This window comes from Candidatus Chromulinivorax destructor, from assembly GCF_003366055.1.
In the GTDB taxonomy this organism is placed as follows: Bacteria; Babelota; Babeliae; order Babelales; family Chromulinivoraceae; genus Chromulinivorax; species Chromulinivorax destructor.
The window spans coordinates 1,022,595-1,042,284 of the sequence record NZ_CP025544.1 but is presented as its reverse complement, the minus strand read 5'-3'; the positions used below and the strand labels follow the sequence as shown (position 1 = coordinate 1,042,284).

At 37.4% G+C, this 19,690-nt stretch carries 16 protein-coding genes; 1 reads left to right on the top strand and 15 read right to left on the bottom strand.

Annotated features, from left to right (window positions below; genetic code table 11):
- Positions 1-2: 2 nt before the first annotated feature.
- Complete coding sequence (locus tag C0J27_RS04980) at positions 3-1,001, bottom strand: ABC transporter substrate-binding protein (protein WP_162801821.1); 999 nt, start codon at positions 999-1,001, stop codon at positions 3-5.
- A 616-nt stretch (positions 1,002-1,617) separates the two neighbouring features.
- Between C0J27_RS04980 and C0J27_RS04975 the strand changes: the two genes are divergently transcribed.
- Entirely contained in the window at positions 1,618-2,127 is a 510-nt protein-coding gene (locus C0J27_RS04975; RefSeq protein WP_115586071.1) for a hypothetical protein, read from the top strand.
- 80 nt (positions 2,128-2,207) lie between these two features.
- Here the strand turns inward: C0J27_RS04975 and C0J27_RS04970 are convergent, their stop codons facing one another.
- The 14 genes from C0J27_RS04970 to C0J27_RS04905 form a co-directional block, all read right to left on the bottom strand.
- The gene (locus C0J27_RS04970; protein WP_115586070.1) at positions 2,208-3,044 is read right to left on the bottom strand and encodes a pentapeptide repeat-containing protein; all 837 of its coding nucleotides are present in this window, start codon (positions 3,042-3,044) and stop codon (positions 2,208-2,210) included.
- 190 nt (positions 3,045-3,234) lie between these two features.
- Entirely contained in the window at positions 3,235-3,549 is a 315-nt protein-coding gene (locus C0J27_RS04965; protein ID WP_115586069.1) for a hypothetical protein, read from the bottom strand.
- Between the two features lie 211 nt (positions 3,550-3,760).
- Complete coding sequence (locus tag C0J27_RS04960; RefSeq protein WP_115586068.1) at positions 3,761-4,513, bottom strand: ATP-binding cassette domain-containing protein; 753 nt, start codon at positions 4,511-4,513, stop codon at positions 3,761-3,763.
- Positions 4,514-4,731: 218 nt separating this feature from the next.
- On the bottom strand, positions 4,732-5,577 hold the full coding sequence (locus C0J27_RS04955; protein ID WP_115586067.1) for an ABC transporter permease: 846 nt from the start codon (positions 5,575-5,577) through the stop codon (positions 4,732-4,734).
- Between the two features lie 400 nt (positions 5,578-5,977).
- Positions 5,978-6,946 (bottom strand): ABC transporter substrate-binding protein, encoded by a 969-nt coding sequence (locus tag C0J27_RS04950; protein WP_115586066.1) that lies wholly within the window; start codon positions 6,944-6,946, stop codon positions 5,978-5,980.
- A gap of 471 nt (positions 6,947-7,417) precedes the next feature.
- Complete coding sequence (locus tag C0J27_RS04945) at positions 7,418-7,852, bottom strand: hypothetical protein (RefSeq protein WP_162801820.1); 435 nt, start codon at positions 7,850-7,852, stop codon at positions 7,418-7,420.
- A 45-nt stretch (positions 7,853-7,897) separates the two neighbouring features.
- Positions 7,898-9,202, bottom strand: a complete 1,305-nt coding sequence (locus C0J27_RS04940; protein ID WP_115586064.1) for a beta-propeller domain-containing protein — start codon at positions 9,200-9,202, stop codon at positions 7,898-7,900.
- On the bottom strand, positions 9,202-10,239 hold the full coding sequence (locus C0J27_RS04935; RefSeq protein WP_162801819.1) for a TonB C-terminal domain-containing protein: 1,038 nt from the start codon (positions 10,237-10,239) through the stop codon (positions 9,202-9,204). The genes C0J27_RS04940 and C0J27_RS04935 overlap by 1 nt, the downstream gene beginning before the upstream one ends.
- Positions 10,226-10,651, bottom strand: a complete 426-nt coding sequence (locus C0J27_RS04930) for an ExbD/TolR family protein (protein ID WP_115586062.1) — start codon at positions 10,649-10,651, stop codon at positions 10,226-10,228. The genes C0J27_RS04935 and C0J27_RS04930 overlap by 14 nt, the downstream gene beginning before the upstream one ends.
- Before the next feature lie 2 nt (positions 10,652-10,653).
- Entirely contained in the window at positions 10,654-11,403 is a 750-nt protein-coding gene (locus tag C0J27_RS04925; RefSeq protein ID WP_115586061.1) for a MotA/TolQ/ExbB proton channel family protein, read from the bottom strand.
- Positions 11,404-11,814: 411 nt separating this feature from the next.
- Entirely contained in the window at positions 11,815-12,135 is a 321-nt protein-coding gene (locus C0J27_RS04920) for a hypothetical protein (protein ID WP_115586060.1), read from the bottom strand.
- Between the two features lie 403 nt (positions 12,136-12,538).
- Entirely contained in the window at positions 12,539-13,282 is a 744-nt protein-coding gene (locus C0J27_RS04915; protein WP_115586059.1) for a hypothetical protein, read from the bottom strand.
- Between the two features lie 314 nt (positions 13,283-13,596).
- Positions 13,597-14,100, bottom strand: a complete 504-nt coding sequence (locus C0J27_RS04910) for a hypothetical protein (protein ID WP_115586058.1) — start codon at positions 14,098-14,100, stop codon at positions 13,597-13,599.
- A gap of 518 nt (positions 14,101-14,618) precedes the next feature.
- Complete coding sequence (locus C0J27_RS04905) at positions 14,619-19,634, bottom strand: beta strand repeat-containing protein (protein ID WP_115586057.1); 5,016 nt, start codon at positions 19,632-19,634, stop codon at positions 14,619-14,621.
- Positions 19,635-19,690 lie beyond the last annotated feature (56 nt).

Here is a 19,690-nt window from a genome sequence, read left to right as displayed (position 1 = left end):
TATTAATCTATGTGAATTTCAGAACTGGTAATTGTATCAAAATTACTATGTAAACCTTGCTTGATTGCTTGCTGACGATTAATTTTCATGACCATGTTTTTTACTGCAACGACAGGAATTTGAGATGGTTGTTGGCCGTGCTCTATAATTAGTTGTGCAAGAACAGCGCTTTCTTTTCCGGAATCAGCTTCATGAATACCATACGCCAATGCTGCTCCCTTTTGACCTGAATTTAAATCTGTTGCAAGCAAAGGAACTTTATACTGCTGACACAATTTAATAATCGTATCAATGCCAGAGACAATCGTATTATCTTTTAAAATCATGACAAGATCTGTATCAGCCATAAATCCAGAAACTTTTTGCTGTATTTCTGTTAATCCATTAATTTCAACTGGTTTGCAATCAATATTTTTTTCTTGCAAAATAGCAACAATCGACTCTTTATCTTTTTCTAAGCCAGAGCCTTGCGATACATCGTACACCAAAATAATTTTCTTAATTGATGGTTGTACCTGCAATGCAAGCGCAAGCTGTTCTTGATAATTTGTCGTATCAATAACTCCAGTTATATTTTCGCCTTGTACATTAAATTTTATCGGATCATCTATCGCACAAAATACTATGGGCAAGTTACGTCCCTGCTTTGCAGTTACCTCTTTCATACCGACAGAACAACCAAGACCAATCGTAAAAACAAGATCATAGGATGATTGCAAGATCTCTTGAGCTTGCGCCTGTAGTAACATCTTGTTGCCATTGGCATTATAACGAGTAAAAACATAGTGACATTCAGACGTATTCATTTCATCGATAAACCCTTGAGCAATTTCATTAATTGCTGGGTGTGTTGCCGGTTCAAAAATAGCAATGCGTTTTTTTGTAACAGCAGATTGATCACTTTGAACAAAATTCATTTGTTGCAATACCACATAGGCAACAAAACTTAAAGCACTCATTACAACAGTTAATATCAGAATTTTTTTAAAAATATTTTTCATATTTTTCACTTCCACAATAATTTTTATAAAGAATATAGCGTAACACAGATGATCGTGAGCGTAAACAAACGATCATGTTTAAAAAATGAAGATAGTTATGGCCAGCAAGGCCAATAGATTAAAAATTTTTGTAGGGAAAAGATGAGAAATAGAATATAACGTGAATTATAGTTGCCAGGGAGAAGAAATCGTCCCGACTTTAACTACAGATACTAACAACACAGAAAATGTCGCTATGATATTCACAAAATATTCCTTAATTTTTTTAGATTGTATTCATCTGTTACTTTACGTATCTAGAAAGTTTTTGTCAATAGACCTCTTGTAAAACCTACAATTTTGCTCGGCGGTGTCAACTAAATGTAGATGTGCATAAAAAACCTTCGATATCGCTGCCCTCATCTCCGAAAATAGTTGTGGTGGCGGCCGCGTTACGCTTTTTTGATGTAAAAAAATAGTACATCAGGCCCACCGGCAAGCACATCCCCGTAATTTTTACAGAAAAGAGAAGGTAAAAATCTAGAGAAAAAATTAAAAACGTTGACACAAAGAAACCAATATTGATACATTTTTTTTAATAATACAACCGTTCATTATGAACAAAAAAAGGAATCGTATGAAGAAGTTACAATTATTAGCATTGTCTATGTTACTTTCAACATCAATGACTTTCACAGGTGAAGATGAAGCAAAAAAACCACATTCACGTCGTGCAAATAGCGAAAAAGGTTCAAAATTTGCTTCTGTTAAAGGTAAAAAAGCAAGCATGACTGACGAAGATGAAGCTGCTGCTGAAGATAAAAAAGGTGTTGCTGAAGAAAAAGACGCTTCTGCAAAAACTAAATTTGATGGACGTGAAGACAAATTTGCAGGTAATGACAATAAACAAGAAAAACGTGGCGAAAAACGTGAGAACCGTGGCGAAAAACGTGATGGTCGTGATGGTTCTGTAAAAGCTAAATTTGCTGGACACGAAGACAAATTTGCACGTAATGATGATAGACAAGCTGCTCGCAAAGATGGTAGTGCTCAAGGCAAAGAAAAAGCAAGAGCTCTTGCTAGTAAAAAAGCACACGCAGAAGCTGTAAAAAAAGCTGCGGCAAAAAGAGCTGGACAAGCTGCTTAATTAAAAAAGACAGATAAAAAGGCCCACTTTATACTAGATATAAAGTGGGCCTTTTTTATATGCTTATTTTTTGTAAATTATTATTTCTTTGCTACCGTTGCTAATTGCTGCTGAGTTAAACCAACTACATTTGCAAGATTTGCATTGGTCAAATCAACTCCTTTTAGGATAGCTTCTGTCATATCTGCTCCATGCAGATCAGCTGCCCAGAATGTTACATTGGTTAAATTAGCACGAGTAAAATCAGCTCCAGCTAATAAAGTCCCATTCAAATTAACGCCCGTTAAATTAGCAGAAGTAAAATCAGCATTGGTAAGATTACATCCAGCTAAAATAGTCGTTGTTAAATCCTGGTAAGAAAAATCTATTCCTGTTAGATCACCCGATAATGTTTTACCAACATAATCTGTTCTTTTAGGCGTTGTACTTTCTGTTAATATCGGTGCAAGAATCTTACCAGCTTTTTTATTAAATGCTGCTGCTTGAGTGTTATATGAATTTAAACCTGTTTTGTATTCAGCATGCTCTGCATCATAATCTTTCATTGCATCATTAATAGCATCAATTTGAGGTTGCAAGGCAGTATATTTTACAAGATCGCTATTGTAAGAAGCCAAATCTTTTTGGTACGTCGCTAAAGCTGTATTATATTGGTCTAAAGCGGTATAATAATCAGCTAATTTATCATTATAAGTATCACATGCAGTTACTAATTCTGTAGCGGTATTAACAACAACATTTGCTGCAGCAGTTACTGTCTGTTCTGTACTATTTACAACACTTGTAGCTGTTTTTGAAATGCTTTTTGTTGCGCTATTAAAACCTTTCGAAACGCTTTTCATTATGTTTTTTTTAGCAAGTACGACCATCGGGCAACATAACAAAACGAATAACAATACTATTTTTTTATTTTTCATAAAAATACAATCCTCTCTATAATTTTTACTCTATTATCACTATCTGATGTTAAAAAACTGTAGGCTATGTGAACCAAATTTAAAATTTTATCAGGTCAACACATCCTGCAAATTCCCTAAGTTTCCATAGAAAACGCAGGACAACAAATAATAAAATTTTTGTTCACTCAACCCAGATAACAATCATCTATTATTTTTTAAGTTGAGTTGATAATGTCGTAAGTTGAGCAACTGCATCATCAAGAGCATCAGCATTTTGTTGCAATGTTTCAAGTTTTATACAATTAACCTGTAATGTTTCTAAATCTGATTTTAATTTTGTAGCATTACTTTTCAGTGTATTTGCATCATCTTGCAACTTTGCTGCATTTGCCTTTAAAGTATTTGCATCTTTTTGTAACTTATCAGCTTTGCTTTTAACATTTGTCTCAGTACAACTGTCTGCTGATAACGAAAAGCAGATCGATAAAGACAAAAATATTACTGTTTTTTTATCGTAGAACATACGCATCTCCTTTTTGGTAATAATTCTTTGCCATCACCGTAATATAAAATATACAAAAATGCAATGATACTCGATTGAGTGAATCAATTTTGTATCAGAGAGTTTTGCCCTGCGTTTTCTATGAAAACTCCGGGGATGTGCTGGCCGGTGTGCCTGATGCACTTTTTACATAAAAAAAAGCCCCGGAATATTCCAGGGCTTGATAAAGTCACTAAATTTTTTGTAAAGCATCATAATCAATCTGACCGATGAGCTGATGTGGTTGCAGATTTTTTTTATCATCAATACCAAATTCTTGTGCTATAAGACCATCTTGCAAAATCCAAATTTTATTACCGACACTTAATGCAATCTGCGGATCATGCGTAATCAACAACGTTGTTACGTTATGCTTTTTAATAAATTTTGCAGCATACTCTAATAATTTTGTAGAAGCTTGTGGATCAAGTGCTGCCGTAGGCTCATCAAGTAATAATATTTTTGGTATTAATTGCGTAGACATCACAAATGCAATCAATTGTCGTTGACCACCAGACAAAGCGTTCATTGGTCGATCTAAAATCGATGCATCCATACCAACTTGTTCAACTAATGCGATTGCTTTTTCACGGGGCATATGAGACATTCCATCGACAAACTGTGCTGGCCTGCGGCTGTAATGAGCAAAAGCTAAATTTTGAGCAACCGTTAAACAGCCAACTGAATTTAAACGAGTATTTTGAAAAATTCGAGTCACCATGCCAGATCGTTGCAGTTCATCTAATGACGTTACGTCTTCATAATCAATCATAACTTGGCCTGATGTTGGTTTGATTTTTCCGGCAATCGTATCAAAAAAACTGCTTTTTCCCGCTCCATTTGTTCCAAGTACGACAATAAAATCACCCTGCTCAACATTACACGACAAATTTTTAAGCACATGATTGTGACCGAATTGCACATTAATATTTTTAAGTTCTAACATAACAGGTCCTATTTTCTAACTACTCAGTTATAATTTTTCAAACCTACGTTGTTACACAAATTTAAGGAATTTGCATGATGCACGAGGCTTACACACTCTTTTTTGTCGTAACAAAAAGCGTATTGTGGCCGCCGCCACCATGTTTCCGGAGATGAGCGTAGCGATATCGTAGGTGTTTATATTTTTTAAATTTGGTTCACTCAGCCTTTGTGATGACGCTACTTTTTTTGTAGTGATTGATTGATAACAATGAGCACAACAATCAAAACTGCAGTAATTAACTTGTTCCAATTCTGATCAAATTGTAACTCAAACGTCAGCGCTATAATTGCTTGATAAATAATTGAACCTGCAACTAAAGCTAGACCAAATTGAGAACTTATCGTTTGCGCTAAAATCATTCCTGCTAATCCAATAATCAAAATGCCAACACTTGCCCAGATCGAAAAATATCCTGAATATTGTACAAATAGTGAGCCACTGATCGCAGCAAGCATATTTGAGATCGCAAGCCCCATCATAACATACACATCAACATTTTTACCAATATTGGTAAGCATTTGTGGCGTATCACCAACTGCTTGCAAAAGATACCCAACTTCAGTTTTTAAAAACCAATGTATGCTCACAAAAATAGACGTAACTATAAGCGCAAGAATTACGAATGGTGTATAGACAATACTCCATGAAGACAAATAACTCAAGATCGTCGGCTTATTGCCAAGCGTCATGTTTGAACTTGCAATTTTTAATGCAATTGAAAACAAACCAGTGGTCACAACAATGCCACTAATCAATGCATTGATCTTTAGTTTTGTATGCAATAGACCAGTTACAATTCCTGATACAACTCCAATTAATCCCGCACAAACAAAAGCTACCCAAGGATTATACCCCGCAACAAGCAGATACGCTGTCACTGCTCCACCAAGCCCAAACGCTCCTTCGACCGATAAATTATCAAAATGTATGACCCGTGTTGCGATGTACATACTTGCTGCCATGAAACTAAAAATAAGCCCTCGTTCAAGAATACCTTGGAGCATCTGGAGTAATTCAATCATGATGATTTCCTTTATAAAATAAATATCCTTGTTTTTGTAAACAAAATTTTGACTATGAAATTGTGCCCTACGTTTTTTATAAAAACTCCGGGGATTTGCTGGAGGCCGGTGGGCCTTATCCACTATTTTTTAATAAAAAAGCATATCATGAGTTCCACCCATACTTGTTAAAAATTTAAAATACAATTTTATTTTTATAAAATTTTTAGTATATGGAAACTTTTCGCTATCCAACTCATATTTTTGTATAAAAAAGCGATGTACGGCCGCCGCCGTCAAATTTCCGGAGATTTTGTGATAACAAAATCGTAGGCAGTTTTTAACTTTCAATAGCTCTGGGGTTACGCCCTACTGCTTCCAGAAATTATCACTGCAACATCGCAGCTTTCTACAATTTCCTTTACGAAACAAAAGTAAGAGATGGTCGCAAATCTTCAGAAATAGCAATTTCAAGCAGTTGTACTGTTTCTTGATTAACATACACTTGATTACAAACTGGTTGTTCTACCGGCAGCTCTGTAATATTTTTCACCTTGGTTAACAATGCACATGCACATTGAGCAGCTTGTTGACCGGTTTGTTCATAATCAACACCGCACGAAGCTAAAGCCCCTGCAGCTACTAACATATTATCACTCACAATTAATGGTTTTTTATAACTACGAGCAATGGTAGCGATGAGAGAAATTGTTGATGCAACGGTATTGTCAGTTGGGGTCACAATACAATCAGATTTTCGACATGCTACTTGCATCACCGCCTGTACGTCAGATTCGCAACCAACCGCAAATTCAATCGGGTTTAACCCTGCTTTGATCAGCTCAGACTTCATACGTGCAACCAAAACAAGCGAATTAGTTTCACCTGTCGTGAATACTATTCCAATATTTTTTGCAGTAGGTACTAATTTTTGTAGCAAACTAACTTGAGCTGGGACATCAATCATATCGGTTACCCCAGAAACGTTACTTCCTTGATACACAAGATCTAATGCAGCTGGATCGGTTACCGCAGCAATAATAATTGGTCGTTGTTTTTCCACCGCATGCATCGCTTGAGCCGCTGGCGTTGCAATCGTAAAGAATAGATCATATTTTTTTGATCCATGAAACTGCTGTGCAATCGTGTGAGCAGATGCTACTGAACCTTGGGCATTTTGTACCACACAAGCAATTGGGGTATCACCCATAAGTCGTTGTAGCTCTTCCTGAAATCCTCGTGCAACTGCATCAAGTGCTGGATGCGATGCTGTTTGCAATATTCCGATGGTATAAACCGCTTTGCTTTCTTCATGTCGTTGCTGCTGCATAACAACATATAAAAAACCAAAGCCAAGTAAACAAATCAGGCCGACGACAATTTTTTTCATGGTTAAGATCTTTCGAATTTTAAATTTTTTGTACAATCATAAAGATCAAAATATACCTATTTTTTCATATTTTTACTATCTCAACGTCACAGACAACAAAAAACCTTGGCATCAGCCAAGGCTACAAACTATCTCTAAGTTGAGTGAATAAAATTTTTACGATGAAAATTTGCCCTACGTTTTTTAAAAAAACTCCGGGAATCGGCAGGCCAGTGGGCCTGATGCACTCATTCTAAATCTTAGCCAAGTTTAATTTCTCAAAATTTGCTTCATTTTTTGCATAGATTGTACGTCAGCTTGCAACGTAATTCTTTATTAAAAAATCGTCAAATGGCGGCCACCAAATGTTTCCGGAGATGAGCGCAGCGATATCGCAGGCCTGTATCTTAATTTTTAAATTTAATTTGCACAGCTTAGCATTGATTCATTAAAAAAAAGGGAAACGCATAAAAATGCGTTTCCCTTTTTTTATTAAAAATGTTCTTCAGGGTCTTCTTCTATGGTATGTAATTGAGCATTGAGTCTGCCTGTCCATGCTCGCACTTTATTTTTATAAATTGGATTATCTTCATAAAAATCTGGCAATGGTTTATAGACAGCTTGCTCGGTTGGTAATTGATCACCAATGGTAAGACAACAACATCCAATACACGATACCGGGACACTGCACGTGCAAGGCTCATAGCATGCTAAATTTTGTAAACAAGTGTAGGATGTCAGTGTCAGCGCTACCGTGCTATACGAAACACCACAACATTCATTGCTTGTAACATCAACTTCTGGTTGAAAAACTCCTTGGCAACAGTCCAGTTGAGGTCGCAAAATATTTTCACAACAAAGTTGTAACGAAGTATACATTCCAAAAAATAATAAGCTCATGCATACGATGCTATTTTTTATATTCATTATAACAACCTGACAGCGTTAGATGGAAAAAACATAATAATTTAGTTACTCAACAAATACCGTATGCACTGGTGACCATGCTGGGTAGGTACAATTTTCAGATTTTGGCGTCATGTAATGCATTTTACCCGTTAATAAATTATACCGAGCAATTCTACTATTGCCGTGTGATCGTGCAGCAAAAATAATAAAATTACCGCACGGTGACCATGAACCTTCCTCTTTGCTTTCAGCACCAGTTGTTAACTGCTCATGAGTCTTGGTAGCACAATCATACAAGAAAATCTGCATACCTTTGCCAACCATTTTTGAATACAACAATTTATTGTTTGCAGGACAATACGCAGGGCATGCACAGTACCCGTCGCTGGTGATCGGCGTAATCTGTAACGTTTTTATATCCATTGCATAAATTTGTGGTTTAGATGTTTTGTAATCAGAAACAAAAACTATCGTGTTGTCATCTATAAAGCATGGTGAAAAATTATCTGCATTGTTGCTGGTCATACGATTAAATACTCGTTTTTTTTCAGCATTGATAAACGAATGGTACAACTGGCTTGACCCATCTTTAGATAAACAGAAGACTATGTTTTTATTATCGTGCGAAAAAGCTGGCAACATATTTAAACCATCAAAACTACAAATCGTTTTGCGTTTACCAAACATATTTGCCATCACTAATCGGACGTTAGAAAGTGTATTTTCTGAATAAAAAACAATTGGATCAGTTGGCTGGTTACTCCATCGTGGCGCTAAACAAACGGTTGGAATATCGACCAATACGCGTGCATGTTTGCCATCAGCGTCAGCAATATAGACATGTTTATACACTTTATCTCGACCATTGACTTTAACCCAGACTTGCTTACAGTAGGCAATTTTTGACGAAAAACAACTTTTTGTTCCCATAAAATCTTGCCAGATTTGGTCAGCTAGATTATGAGCCCAACCACGAACAATCGTCCCTTTTTTTTCATACTTTTTACCTGCAAGCATCTCTGCATTGTGCGTATCGTACAAACGCCAGCTGAGTCCATGCTTGTCTTGTATAATAAAAATTGCGATATAATATTTTTTTGTAAAAAGATCTTTAATTTGAGACTTTTTTTGCAACGAAGAAAAATTTTGAACCGTAACGTTACACTGCTCAGTCATCTGAAAATCTGATGCAATTGTTCCAACCACTTCATGTAACTCTGCTGACACATCACCAATAGTGCCGAGTAAAATCGATATTTTTTCGTGCTTCATTGCAGAAACTGCAATATGAATCGACTCTTCTTGCGTTTGCAAACCAAAAGTTGCAAAACTTATCATCAAAAAAATAGAGAATATAGTTTTTTTCATCAGCAACCTAACACAATTGTAAATTCTTTACCGTACATTTCTTTTGGGAATCGTGATTGATACGCTGCAGCTTTTGCACTCATATCATAGACCAAAACTCCTGAACCTTTTTTAATCATAACAAGCAGCGCCTTACCATCAAGTCCGACGGTAACGCCAAGTTCACATGACGTTGTTTTACTCACACCAAACGGAAACTTCCAGTGCTTGGTAATCTCAGCTTTTATCTTTTCTTGTATCTCATATTTTTCAAGATCGTGGCGACCAACAAACGAAACGTTACTCAAATCAAGATCAAGATTTTCATCACCATCATCAGATTCAATAGATTCTTGATTAGGTTGAACAGCTTGAAGAAGTTCAGGTACTTCTTGTTTAATTGGCTCAGGCTGTACCGATGCAACGTGCTCACCTGGTTGCACTTTTTCAGCGATTTCAGCTGGAGCTGGTTCTATTTTCTTTTCAATTGCAATCTCTTTTTTAACAGGAGCAATTGTTTCTTTTTTGACAGCTTTTTCAACTTGCTTTTCGATAACTTTTTTCTTATCAACAGATTTTTCTGCTACTTTTTTTGGCTCAGGTGTAACCAGTTTTTTAACAGTCTGAATCTTTTTTTTCTCGACGACTGGCATCATTTTTTCTGACGTGATGGTTGTCGATGCTTTTTCAGCTTGCGTCGTAACTTTTTTTGTAGGTTGTCGGACTGGTACACTTTTTTTAGGTGCAACTTTTTTTGGTACAACGGCAGGCTTACTCTTTTTTTGCGCAGATGCTAAGGCTTTTTGATAGACCTCATGCGTTATCACACGGCGTGATTGGGATGAATTTTGCATGACATTGCTTGGTTGCTGCAGAGCAACTTTTTTATGCAATGGCATAAACACCACCGTCGATCCTAAAGAGTTTGTGTTGATAAGAAATTTTTCGTGCTCAAAATCCCCTTTTTGGGAAACGATGACAAGCATGAGGAGCACACAATGTGCTACCATGACCGCTATAAAAATCTCTTTTTTTAACGTTTTTTTAGTGTACTGCACGTTGTGTCGCAAGAGCTACGTATTTTATACCGCCAGCTGTCTTCATAATATCAACAAGTTCAATCACCTTGCCATACTCAACATCCTGGTCAGCTTTAACAAATACAATGTCGATTTCTTTATGTTGGCTCATTTTTTGTAAGTTCAGCAAGATTGCTTGCAAGTTCATTTCTGCACCGTTTAAATACAGCTTGCTTTGTTTATCAACATACACAATCGTCTCTTGCTGATCGCGGCTATTACCTTCATTAACTGATGATGACGGTAAGTTTATTTTAATAACATTATTCATCATCGGTGTGGTGATCATAAAAATAACAAGTAGCGTCAACGCGGTATCAATTAACGGCGTTAAAGAAACTTCTGGCAATGCGACAGCTCGACGTCCCCGTCGTGAACGAAAATTTTTCATACTTATTCCCGATCTAACTGATCATGCATAAAATTTTCATCAAACTCTACCGATATCAGATCTTCAACAATTACCTTGCGAGCAATCGTTATCATTTTATCTGATAAAATATACAACTGAAACTCGATTTCTCGTACTTTGCTGCTGACAAACGAATACAACATCAACGCTGGAATCGCGATTAATAGCCCTGCAATCGTGGTAATCAACGCTTCTGCAATACCAGGCGCTACGGTCACAATGTCAGCTGACTGTTTTTGACTAATGCTTAAGAATGAATGCACTAATCCCCATACCGTCCCTAAAAGACCAAGTAACGGAGAAACTGCTGCAAACAACGATAACGTAGAAACGTGTGACTCTTCTTGGTGTAAAATTTCATCGATAGATTGATTCATTTGCATCTGTAAAAAATCGATACCTGCACCTTGTGCATACTCTTGTTTACCAGATTTTTTTAACAATAAAAGTTCTTTAAAATGTCGTAATGACTGCGACAGAAAATATCCTGGTAACGTTTTTGCATGTTTTTTTGCAACCGCAAATAGATTTTTAAAATCCTGAACAGATTGTAATTCTTGCACAACTTGATTGAGTTGTTTGTTTTTTATAGAAAATAGTACTAATTTATAGAGCGCAATTGACCAACACAGCACCGACATTCCCACAAGAAATATCAAGATACATTTTGTCATCGCATCGCCTTGTAAAATAAGGCTCCACATACTATTCATACCTGCTACCTGTACCATACATCCCCCTGTAAATTATGCTTATAAAAACAACTCATTTAGTCTAACAAAATCGAAAAAGATTCATATCTAAAAATGACAATACTTTATCACTTTTTTAAAGTTAATGGTAATAGGTTATAATAGATGCTCCAGATACTACCATCTATTTTTCAAGACATAATGTACCTTAAATTGTAACCGCAACACAATCTTCCAGGTAATTTATACCAAACAGGAACAAATTACCTGGACAATCGCATGATTTGTATTTTACTACGCTTATCAGATGGCGGTGGCCACGTGACGGTTTTTTAGTTGAAAAAAGTACATGATGACCCAGGACGCGCAAATGCCTGGAGGTTTCATAAAAAAACTCCAGGCAAAACTTTGGTTCACACAACCTGACAAAAATAACTCAATTCATAGTTCTTATTTATGCGTATTATTGTATCGCTCTTTTAGACACTGTTCAATTTTTAAAGTATATTCTTTAACATTTTCTGGCTCTAAAATTACTCGCTGACGAAGTTGTGCTATCTTTACCTCAAGACCATAATACATCGTAAGCGTGTTATTATTACTCTCAATACATTTTTGATAACGGGCTGTACGTAAGTTTTCAACATTTTTCCAATACGACAATTCCCTGGTTTCTTGAGGTGTCAATAACAGATGACTCTCTTGACCTTGACTTGCACATAACGATACTGCAGAAAAAATGTATACAATTACGAATAAACTTTTTTTCATAAAAAAACCTTTTATTTTTATAGTTATAGATACGAACATATTATTTTTATAAGAGCAGTGCAATAATAAAAACTACTTTCCTTATGTTGACAAAATGATCTATCTTAAAAAAATTCTATATGAAAAGTATCGCAGATTTATAAAAAATGCACAAACCATAAGTTCTGCATATCAAATTTCTATACAAGAGTGTTACCAGGTAATACGATGACAAATTACAAAGAAGAAATTATAGCATTTTATGCTACAACAAATTTAAAATTGCGAACGCACTATTGCATCATACAGACTATGCGCGCGTCAGACGCACAAAAAAAGCCCCAACTTTTTATCGTTGAGGCTTTTTTATGAATCAATTTCAAAGAAAACTAGTTACCCAGCTATCGTTGTTAGATCAATCAGATTATGGGTAGAAAGCTAACCAGTTGTTTACAGCAAATTCTAATGATTGTAAACCAGCATTAACTGCTTCAGCTGAATGCGGAGCTCCAGCTGCTGTAAACATAGCTGTTTGCGCAGTATTTATAGCTGTAAGAATAGGACTTATAGTACCATTACTTGGAGTTGTCATAGCTGCAGTAATAGCAGTCGATATAGCTGCCAAATTTGTATTTAATGCAGTGAAAGTTCCATTACCAGTTCCAGCAGTGTAAATATCTACTAATACAGAATTACCTTCTGCAGCAATAACTTGACCTAATGCAATATTACGAGCATTAACATACTGACTAGCTAAAGCTGATGTAAAACCAGCACCTTCCATAGCAGATAAACCACGAGAAACTGAAGTTAAATCGTTTGTGTCAGCTGTGAAAGTAGTTCCGCCTACGATAGCAGTACCTGCAGCAGTGCTACCTTGTAAAATATCAACTGCTTGTGCATTTGTTGCCAATGGCACATTTGTAGTATTGTTAGAAATATTTACAAGACTGTCTGTTGAAGTATTAAAGCCAGTACCTTGAATAGCACTTGTTTGGCCAGATGTTGAAACATCAGCAATTGCATCTAAAATTTGTTCAGTTGCTGCAGTAATTTGCAATCTTTTTGGTTCTTGTTCAACCAAATCACTTGCGCGTAGACTGCATAGTGATCCTACTAGTAAAACAGTAAGAAGCGTTTTTGATTTAGCATTCATTTTGATAGCCATAAACAATCCTTTCTTGGAGATTATAATAATTGCCATCATCCTAGATAGATTTTTTTAAAATGCAAGCAAATTTTTTCACAATTTTTTATACATTTTTCAGATCATGTTGGTACACGCACTACCATCAAAATAGAGTGCGCAAGATACCCTGTATAAACAAAATTAAAAAACAAAGAAGAAAATTATTGTCGCAAGCCCCCTAACAATATGCAGGTGCAGATGCAAACATCACAGCCAGAATTTGCACGCAAAAAAAGGGAGTGACCAAAGTCACTCCCAAAAACATCAAAATGATGTAAAACTATCGCAGTTTATTACGCAGGGTATGCAGCTAACCAAGCATTTACAGCAACGTTTAATTCATTTGCTGCAGCAAGAACAGATGCTGTTACATATGGTGTTAAAAGTTGACCTGCCGCTGCTGCTAGCAAACCAGTAGAAGGAGCGTTAATAGATGTTTGCACAGCTAAAATATTTGCATTATTTGGAGTTGCTAACGCTGTAGTAATTAAAGGAGCTAGTGCAGCAACAGCACTATTATATGTACCTGCACCAGTACCAGTAAGTACAAACGCATTAATTACTGGACTAATTGCTAAAGCAGCTACTTTGTCTGCAGACGCTTGAGCAACTGACGGAACTGCTGCAAGACTTGCTTGTACAGCAGCGATTTCTGCTGATAACAGATTGTATGAACCTGTAATTTGTAATCTTGTGCCTTCTTCTTCGATCATATCACTTGCTTGTAAACCACATGATAGTGAACTTACTAATAAAGCAGTCAACAATGTTGATTTAGCATTTTTTTTGATAGACATAAACAATCCTTTCTTGGAGATTATAATAATTGTCATGATCCTAGATACATTTTTTGTAAAAAGCAAGTATATTTTTTACAATTTTTTTTGCGTTATTTGTAGTGCGTAATCATCCATTGCATAGATTACAATAAGAGTGGTATACAATTGCAACAAATAACAAATTTTGTTCCAAGTAACGCCTCAAATTTTAAAAATAGCGATGGTCATCCCCAGCATACCTTGTAGCACAATCTGGGTTAAATGAACCAATTTTCACTCTCAAGTTTTACCCTACGATTTCTAGGAACACTCCAAGAATTTGCTTGCCAGTATGCCTCATACACTATTTTTTTAACTTAAAAAACGTACAGTGGTCCCCGCAACTCATATTTTGGTAGATGAGCACAGCGATATCGTACGCGTGTATCTTAATTTTTAAATTTAGTTCACACAGCCTATGCATAGCATATAAAAAAAGAGCCCCAACTTTTTATAGTCAGGGCTCTTACCATTAATCCTTTTTAAAATAAATCTACTTATGAGTAGAAAGCTGACCAATTTATTGAAGCTAGTGATAATGCTTGTAAAGCAGCTTGATATGCTGCTTGTGTAAATGGTGCTGTGATTGTTTCAGTTGCTGCTGATGTGAATGCAAGATCTGCAGTTGAAGTTATAGCATCAATATTAACTTTGGTTTGACCTCCCACTGCCGTAGCTGTAATAATAGCTGCACGTAAGTTTGCCAGAGTGATATTAAAGTTAAGAAAGCCTACACCGCCAGCAGTTGCATCAGTTATTATTGCAGAACTGCTTGCTGCAGCAACAACTTGAGCTAATGCAGTCTGTCGAGAAATAATAAACAAAGCAGCTAAACCAGTAGTAAAACTAGCACCTTCGATACCACCTAAAGCAGCAGCAATAGAAGCTGAAGCCGAAGGAGTCGATGCTGTAGGATCACCTAGAACAAGAGCTAATGTTGAAGCTGCTGTGTTAACTACAGGACTTCCGATATTACCTGCAACGGTCCCAACTGCAGGATCACCAAGGTTAGTGTTAATCGTACTTACCGTCGAGTTCGTCGTCGACAAAGCAGCTGCAGTCGCAAATGGTACCGAAATAGTATTATCAGAAATAGCTTTTAGACTATCTGTTCCTGTAACAAAACCAAGACCTTGTATAGCAACCGCTTGTGCCGATGTCGCCAAAGCACCAGTACCTTGTGATGTCTGATTCGCTATAATAGTATCCGTACCATCAGAAATAACCTTCAGACTGTCTGTTCCCGTAGCAAATCCAGCTCCTTCTATTGCTGATAATGCACGAGAAATCGAAGTAAGATCGTTCGTGTCTGCTGTGTAAGTAGTTCCACCTGTTATAACAGTCCCTGAAGCCGTACTGCCTTGCAGAATGTCTACCGCTTGTGCATTTGTCGCCAATGCAGCAGTGCCAAGTGTTGTTACATTCGTATTTATAGTATTTGCAGTTGTTTGCAGTGTTGCAAGGTTTGCTGCTGTCGCAAATGGTACAGAAATATTATTGTTCGAAATAGCTTCTAAACTATCGGTTCCTGTCGCAAAAGTAGCACCTTGAATAGCAACTGCTTGTGCCGACGTCGCCAATGCACCAGTACCTTGCGATGTTTGATTTGCTATAATCGTATCCGTATCATCAGAAATAACTTTCAGACTATCTGTTCCAGAAGAAAATCCAGCTCCTTGAATATTATTTAAAGATGCTGCAATAGAAGGCACACCTATCACAGCTGCAGGATTACCTAAGTTAGTATTAATGGTATTTACCGTCGTGTTTGTTGTTGATAAGTTAGCTGCAGTAGCCAGTGTACCAGTACCTTGTGATGTTTGATTATTCAGGATAGCAACTGCTTGTGCTGATGTCGCAAGTGCCGAAGAACCAAGTACAGCTATTTGAGCCGGAAGCGTCGTTCCAGTATCAACAAGTATATCATCTACAACACCATCAACAACTACCAAAGCATTAGAAATTGCTTCTAGACTATCTGTCGCTGTATCAAACGTAGCTCCTTGTATATCAACTGCTTGTGCCGATGTCGCCAGTGCAGCAGTACCAAGTGTTGTTACATTCGTATTTATAGTATTTGCAGTTGTTTGTAATGTTGCAAGGTTTGCTGCAGTCGCAAGTGCACCAGTACCTTGTGATGTCTGATTCGCTATAATAGTATCCGTACCATCAGAAATAACCTTCAGACTGTCTGTTCCCGTAGCAAATCCAGCTCCTTCTATTGCTGATAATGCACGAGAAATCGAAGTAAGATCGTTCGTGTCTGCTGTGTAAGTAGTTCCACCTGTTATAACGGTACCTGAAGCCGTACTGCCTTGCAGAATGTCAACTGCTTGCGCCGATGTTGAAAGCGGGTCAGTACCTTGTGATGTTTGATTTGCCAGAATATTTGCTGTATCAACAAGAATATTATCTACAATGCCGTCAATAACACCTACCTCTGTATCAATAGTTGTAAGTCGAGTCGCAAAACTAATGTTTGCAGCGTCACCTAGAATAGCACCAATTGTTGCTGTTCCACCTGTATTGGTAAGAGTACCAACTTGTGCTGATGTAGCAAATGGTACAGAAATATTATTATTAGAAATAGCTTCTAAACTATCTGTTCCTGTAGCAAACGTAGCACCTTGAATAGCAACGGCTTGTGCCGATGTCGCCAGTGCAGCAGTGCCAAGTGTTGTTACATTTGTATTTATAGTATTTGCAGTTGTTTGTAATGTTGCAAGATTTGCCGCAGTCGCAAGTGCGCCAGTACCTTGTGATGTCTGATTCGCTATAATAGTATCAGTACCATCAGAAATGACCTTCAGACTGTCTGTTCCCGTAGCAAATCCAGCTCCTTCTATTGCTGATAATGCACGAGAAATCGAAGTCAGATCGTTCGTGTCTGCTGTGTAAGTAGTTCCACCTGTTATAACAGTACCTGAAGCAGTACTACCTTGTAAAATATCTACCGCTTGTGCATTTGTCGCCAGTGCAGCAGTCCCAAGTGTTGTTACATTTGTATTTATAGTATTTGCAGTTGTTTGCAGTGTTGCAAGGTTTGCTGCCGTCGCTAAAGCACCAGTTCCTTGTGATGTCTGATTCGCTATAATAGTATCCGTACCATCAGAAATAACCTTCAGACTGTCTGTTCCCGTAGCAAATCCAGCTCCTTCTATTGCTGATAATGCACGAGAAATCGAAGTAAGATCGTTCGTGTCTGCTGTGTAAGTAGTTCCACCTGTTATAACAGTACCTGAGGCAGTACTACCTTGTAAAATATCTACCGCTTGCGCATTTGTCGCCAGTGCAGCAGTCCCAAGTGTTGTTACATTCGTATTTATAGTATTTGCAGTTGTTTGCAGTGTTGCAAGGTTTGCTGCTGTCGCAAATGGTACAGAAATATTATTGTTCGAAATAGCTTCTAAACTATCGGTTCCTGTCGCAAAAGTAGCACCTTGAATAGCAAGAGCTTGTGCCGATGTCGCAAGTGCGCCAGTACCTTGTGATGTCTGATTCGCTATAATAGTATCCGTACCATCAGAAATAACCTTCAGACTGTCTGTTCCCGTAGCAAATCCAGCTCCTTCTATTGCTGATAATGCACGAGAAATCGAAGTAAGATCGTTCGTGTCTGCTGTGTAAGTAGTTCCACCTGTTATAACGGTACCTGAAGCCGTACTGCCTTGCAGAATGTCAACTGCTTGCGCCGATGTTGAAAGCGGGTCAGTACCTTGTGATGTTTGATTTGCCAGAATATTTGCTGTATCAACAAGAATATTATCTACAATGCCGTCAATAACACCTACCTCTGTATCAATAGTTGTAAGTCGAGTCGCAAAACTAATGTTTGCAGCGTCACCTAGAATAGCACCAATTGTTGCTGTTCCACCTGTATTGGTAAGAGTACCAACTTGTGCTGATGTAGCAAATGGTACAGAAATATTATTATTAGAAATAGCTTCTAAACTATCTGTTCCTGTAGCAAACGTAGCACCTTGAATAGCAACGGCTTGTGCCGATGTCGCCAGTGCAGCAGTGCCAAGTGTTGTTACATTTGTATTTATAGTATTTGCAGTTGTTTGTAATGTTGCAAGATTTGCCGCAGTCGCAAGTGCGCCAGTACCTTGTGATGTCTGATTCGCTATAATAGTATCAGTACCATCAGAAATGACCTTCAGACTGTCTGTTCCCGTAGCAAATCCAGCTCCTTCTATTGCTGATAATGCACGAGAAATCGAAGTCAGATCGTTCGTGTCTGCTGTGTAAGTAGTTCCACCTGTTATAACAGTACCTGAAGCAGTACTACCTTGTAAAATATCTACCGCTTGTGCATTTGTCGCCAGTGCAGCAGTGCCAAGTGTTGTTACATTCGTATTTATAGTATTTGCAGTTGTTTGCAGCGTTGCAAGGTTTGCTGCAGTCGCAAATGGTACAGAAATATTATTGTTCGAAATAGCTTCTAAACTATCGGTTCCTGTCGCAAAAGTAGTACCTTGAATAGCAAGAGCTTGAGCCGATGTCGCCAGTGCACCAGTTCCCTGTGATGTTTGATTTGCTATAATAGTATCAGATTGTGTTGATGTCGCAACACCATCAAGCTCAAGGTTAAGAGCATCTACTGTATCAGAAATAGCTTTTAAACTATCTGTTGCAGTATTAAAACTAGCACCTTGCACAGCAGATATAGCACGAGAAATCGACGTAAGATCATTCGTATCAGCTGTGTACGTAGTTCCTCCTACTATAACAGTCCCTGAAGCCGTACTACCTTGCAGAATATCAACTGCTTGTGCATTTGTCGCCAGAGCAACAAGACCTTGTGTTGTTTGGTTTGCTAATGTCGCAACATTGTTAAGGTCAAGCGTACTTATTACATCAGAAATAACTTTAAGACTGTCTGTTGTCGTATCAAAACCAGCACCCATAATATCAACTGCTTGCGCTGATGTCGCCAATGGAACAAGACCTTGTGTTGTTTGGTTTGCCACTGTCGCAACATTGTTAAGGTCAAGCGTACTTACTACATCAGAAATAGCTTTAAGACTGTCTGTTGTGCTATCAAAACCAGCACCCATAATATCATCAGATTGTGCTGATGTTGCAACGCCGTCCAAATCAGCGTTAAAAGAACTTACGACATCAGAAATAGCTTTAAGACTGTCTGTTGCAGGATTAAAATCAGTACCTTTTATAGTAGATACACCAAGAGAAAGTGAAGTGAGATCATTGGTATGAGGTGTGTACGTAGTTCCTCCTACAATAACAGTACCTGTAGGAACACCATTATCTTGAACCGTTGAAAGATTTACTGTTGGATTGCCACCAGTTAAGACTTCAACTGCGGTATCTATTGCAGCTAATGTTACGTTTAAAGCTCCGGTAATTTGTATTCTATGTTGTGGTTCTTCAGATAGATCATCAGATGATGCATCTGGATCAGCTTGCATGTAATTTATTGATCCGCAGAGCGATCCCGCTAAGAACATAGTAAAAAAACATCTTGATTTAGATTTTTTTTTGACGCTCATTCATAATCCTTTTTTAAAATTATAATTCACAATTTCATAACAATTTTTAAAAATAT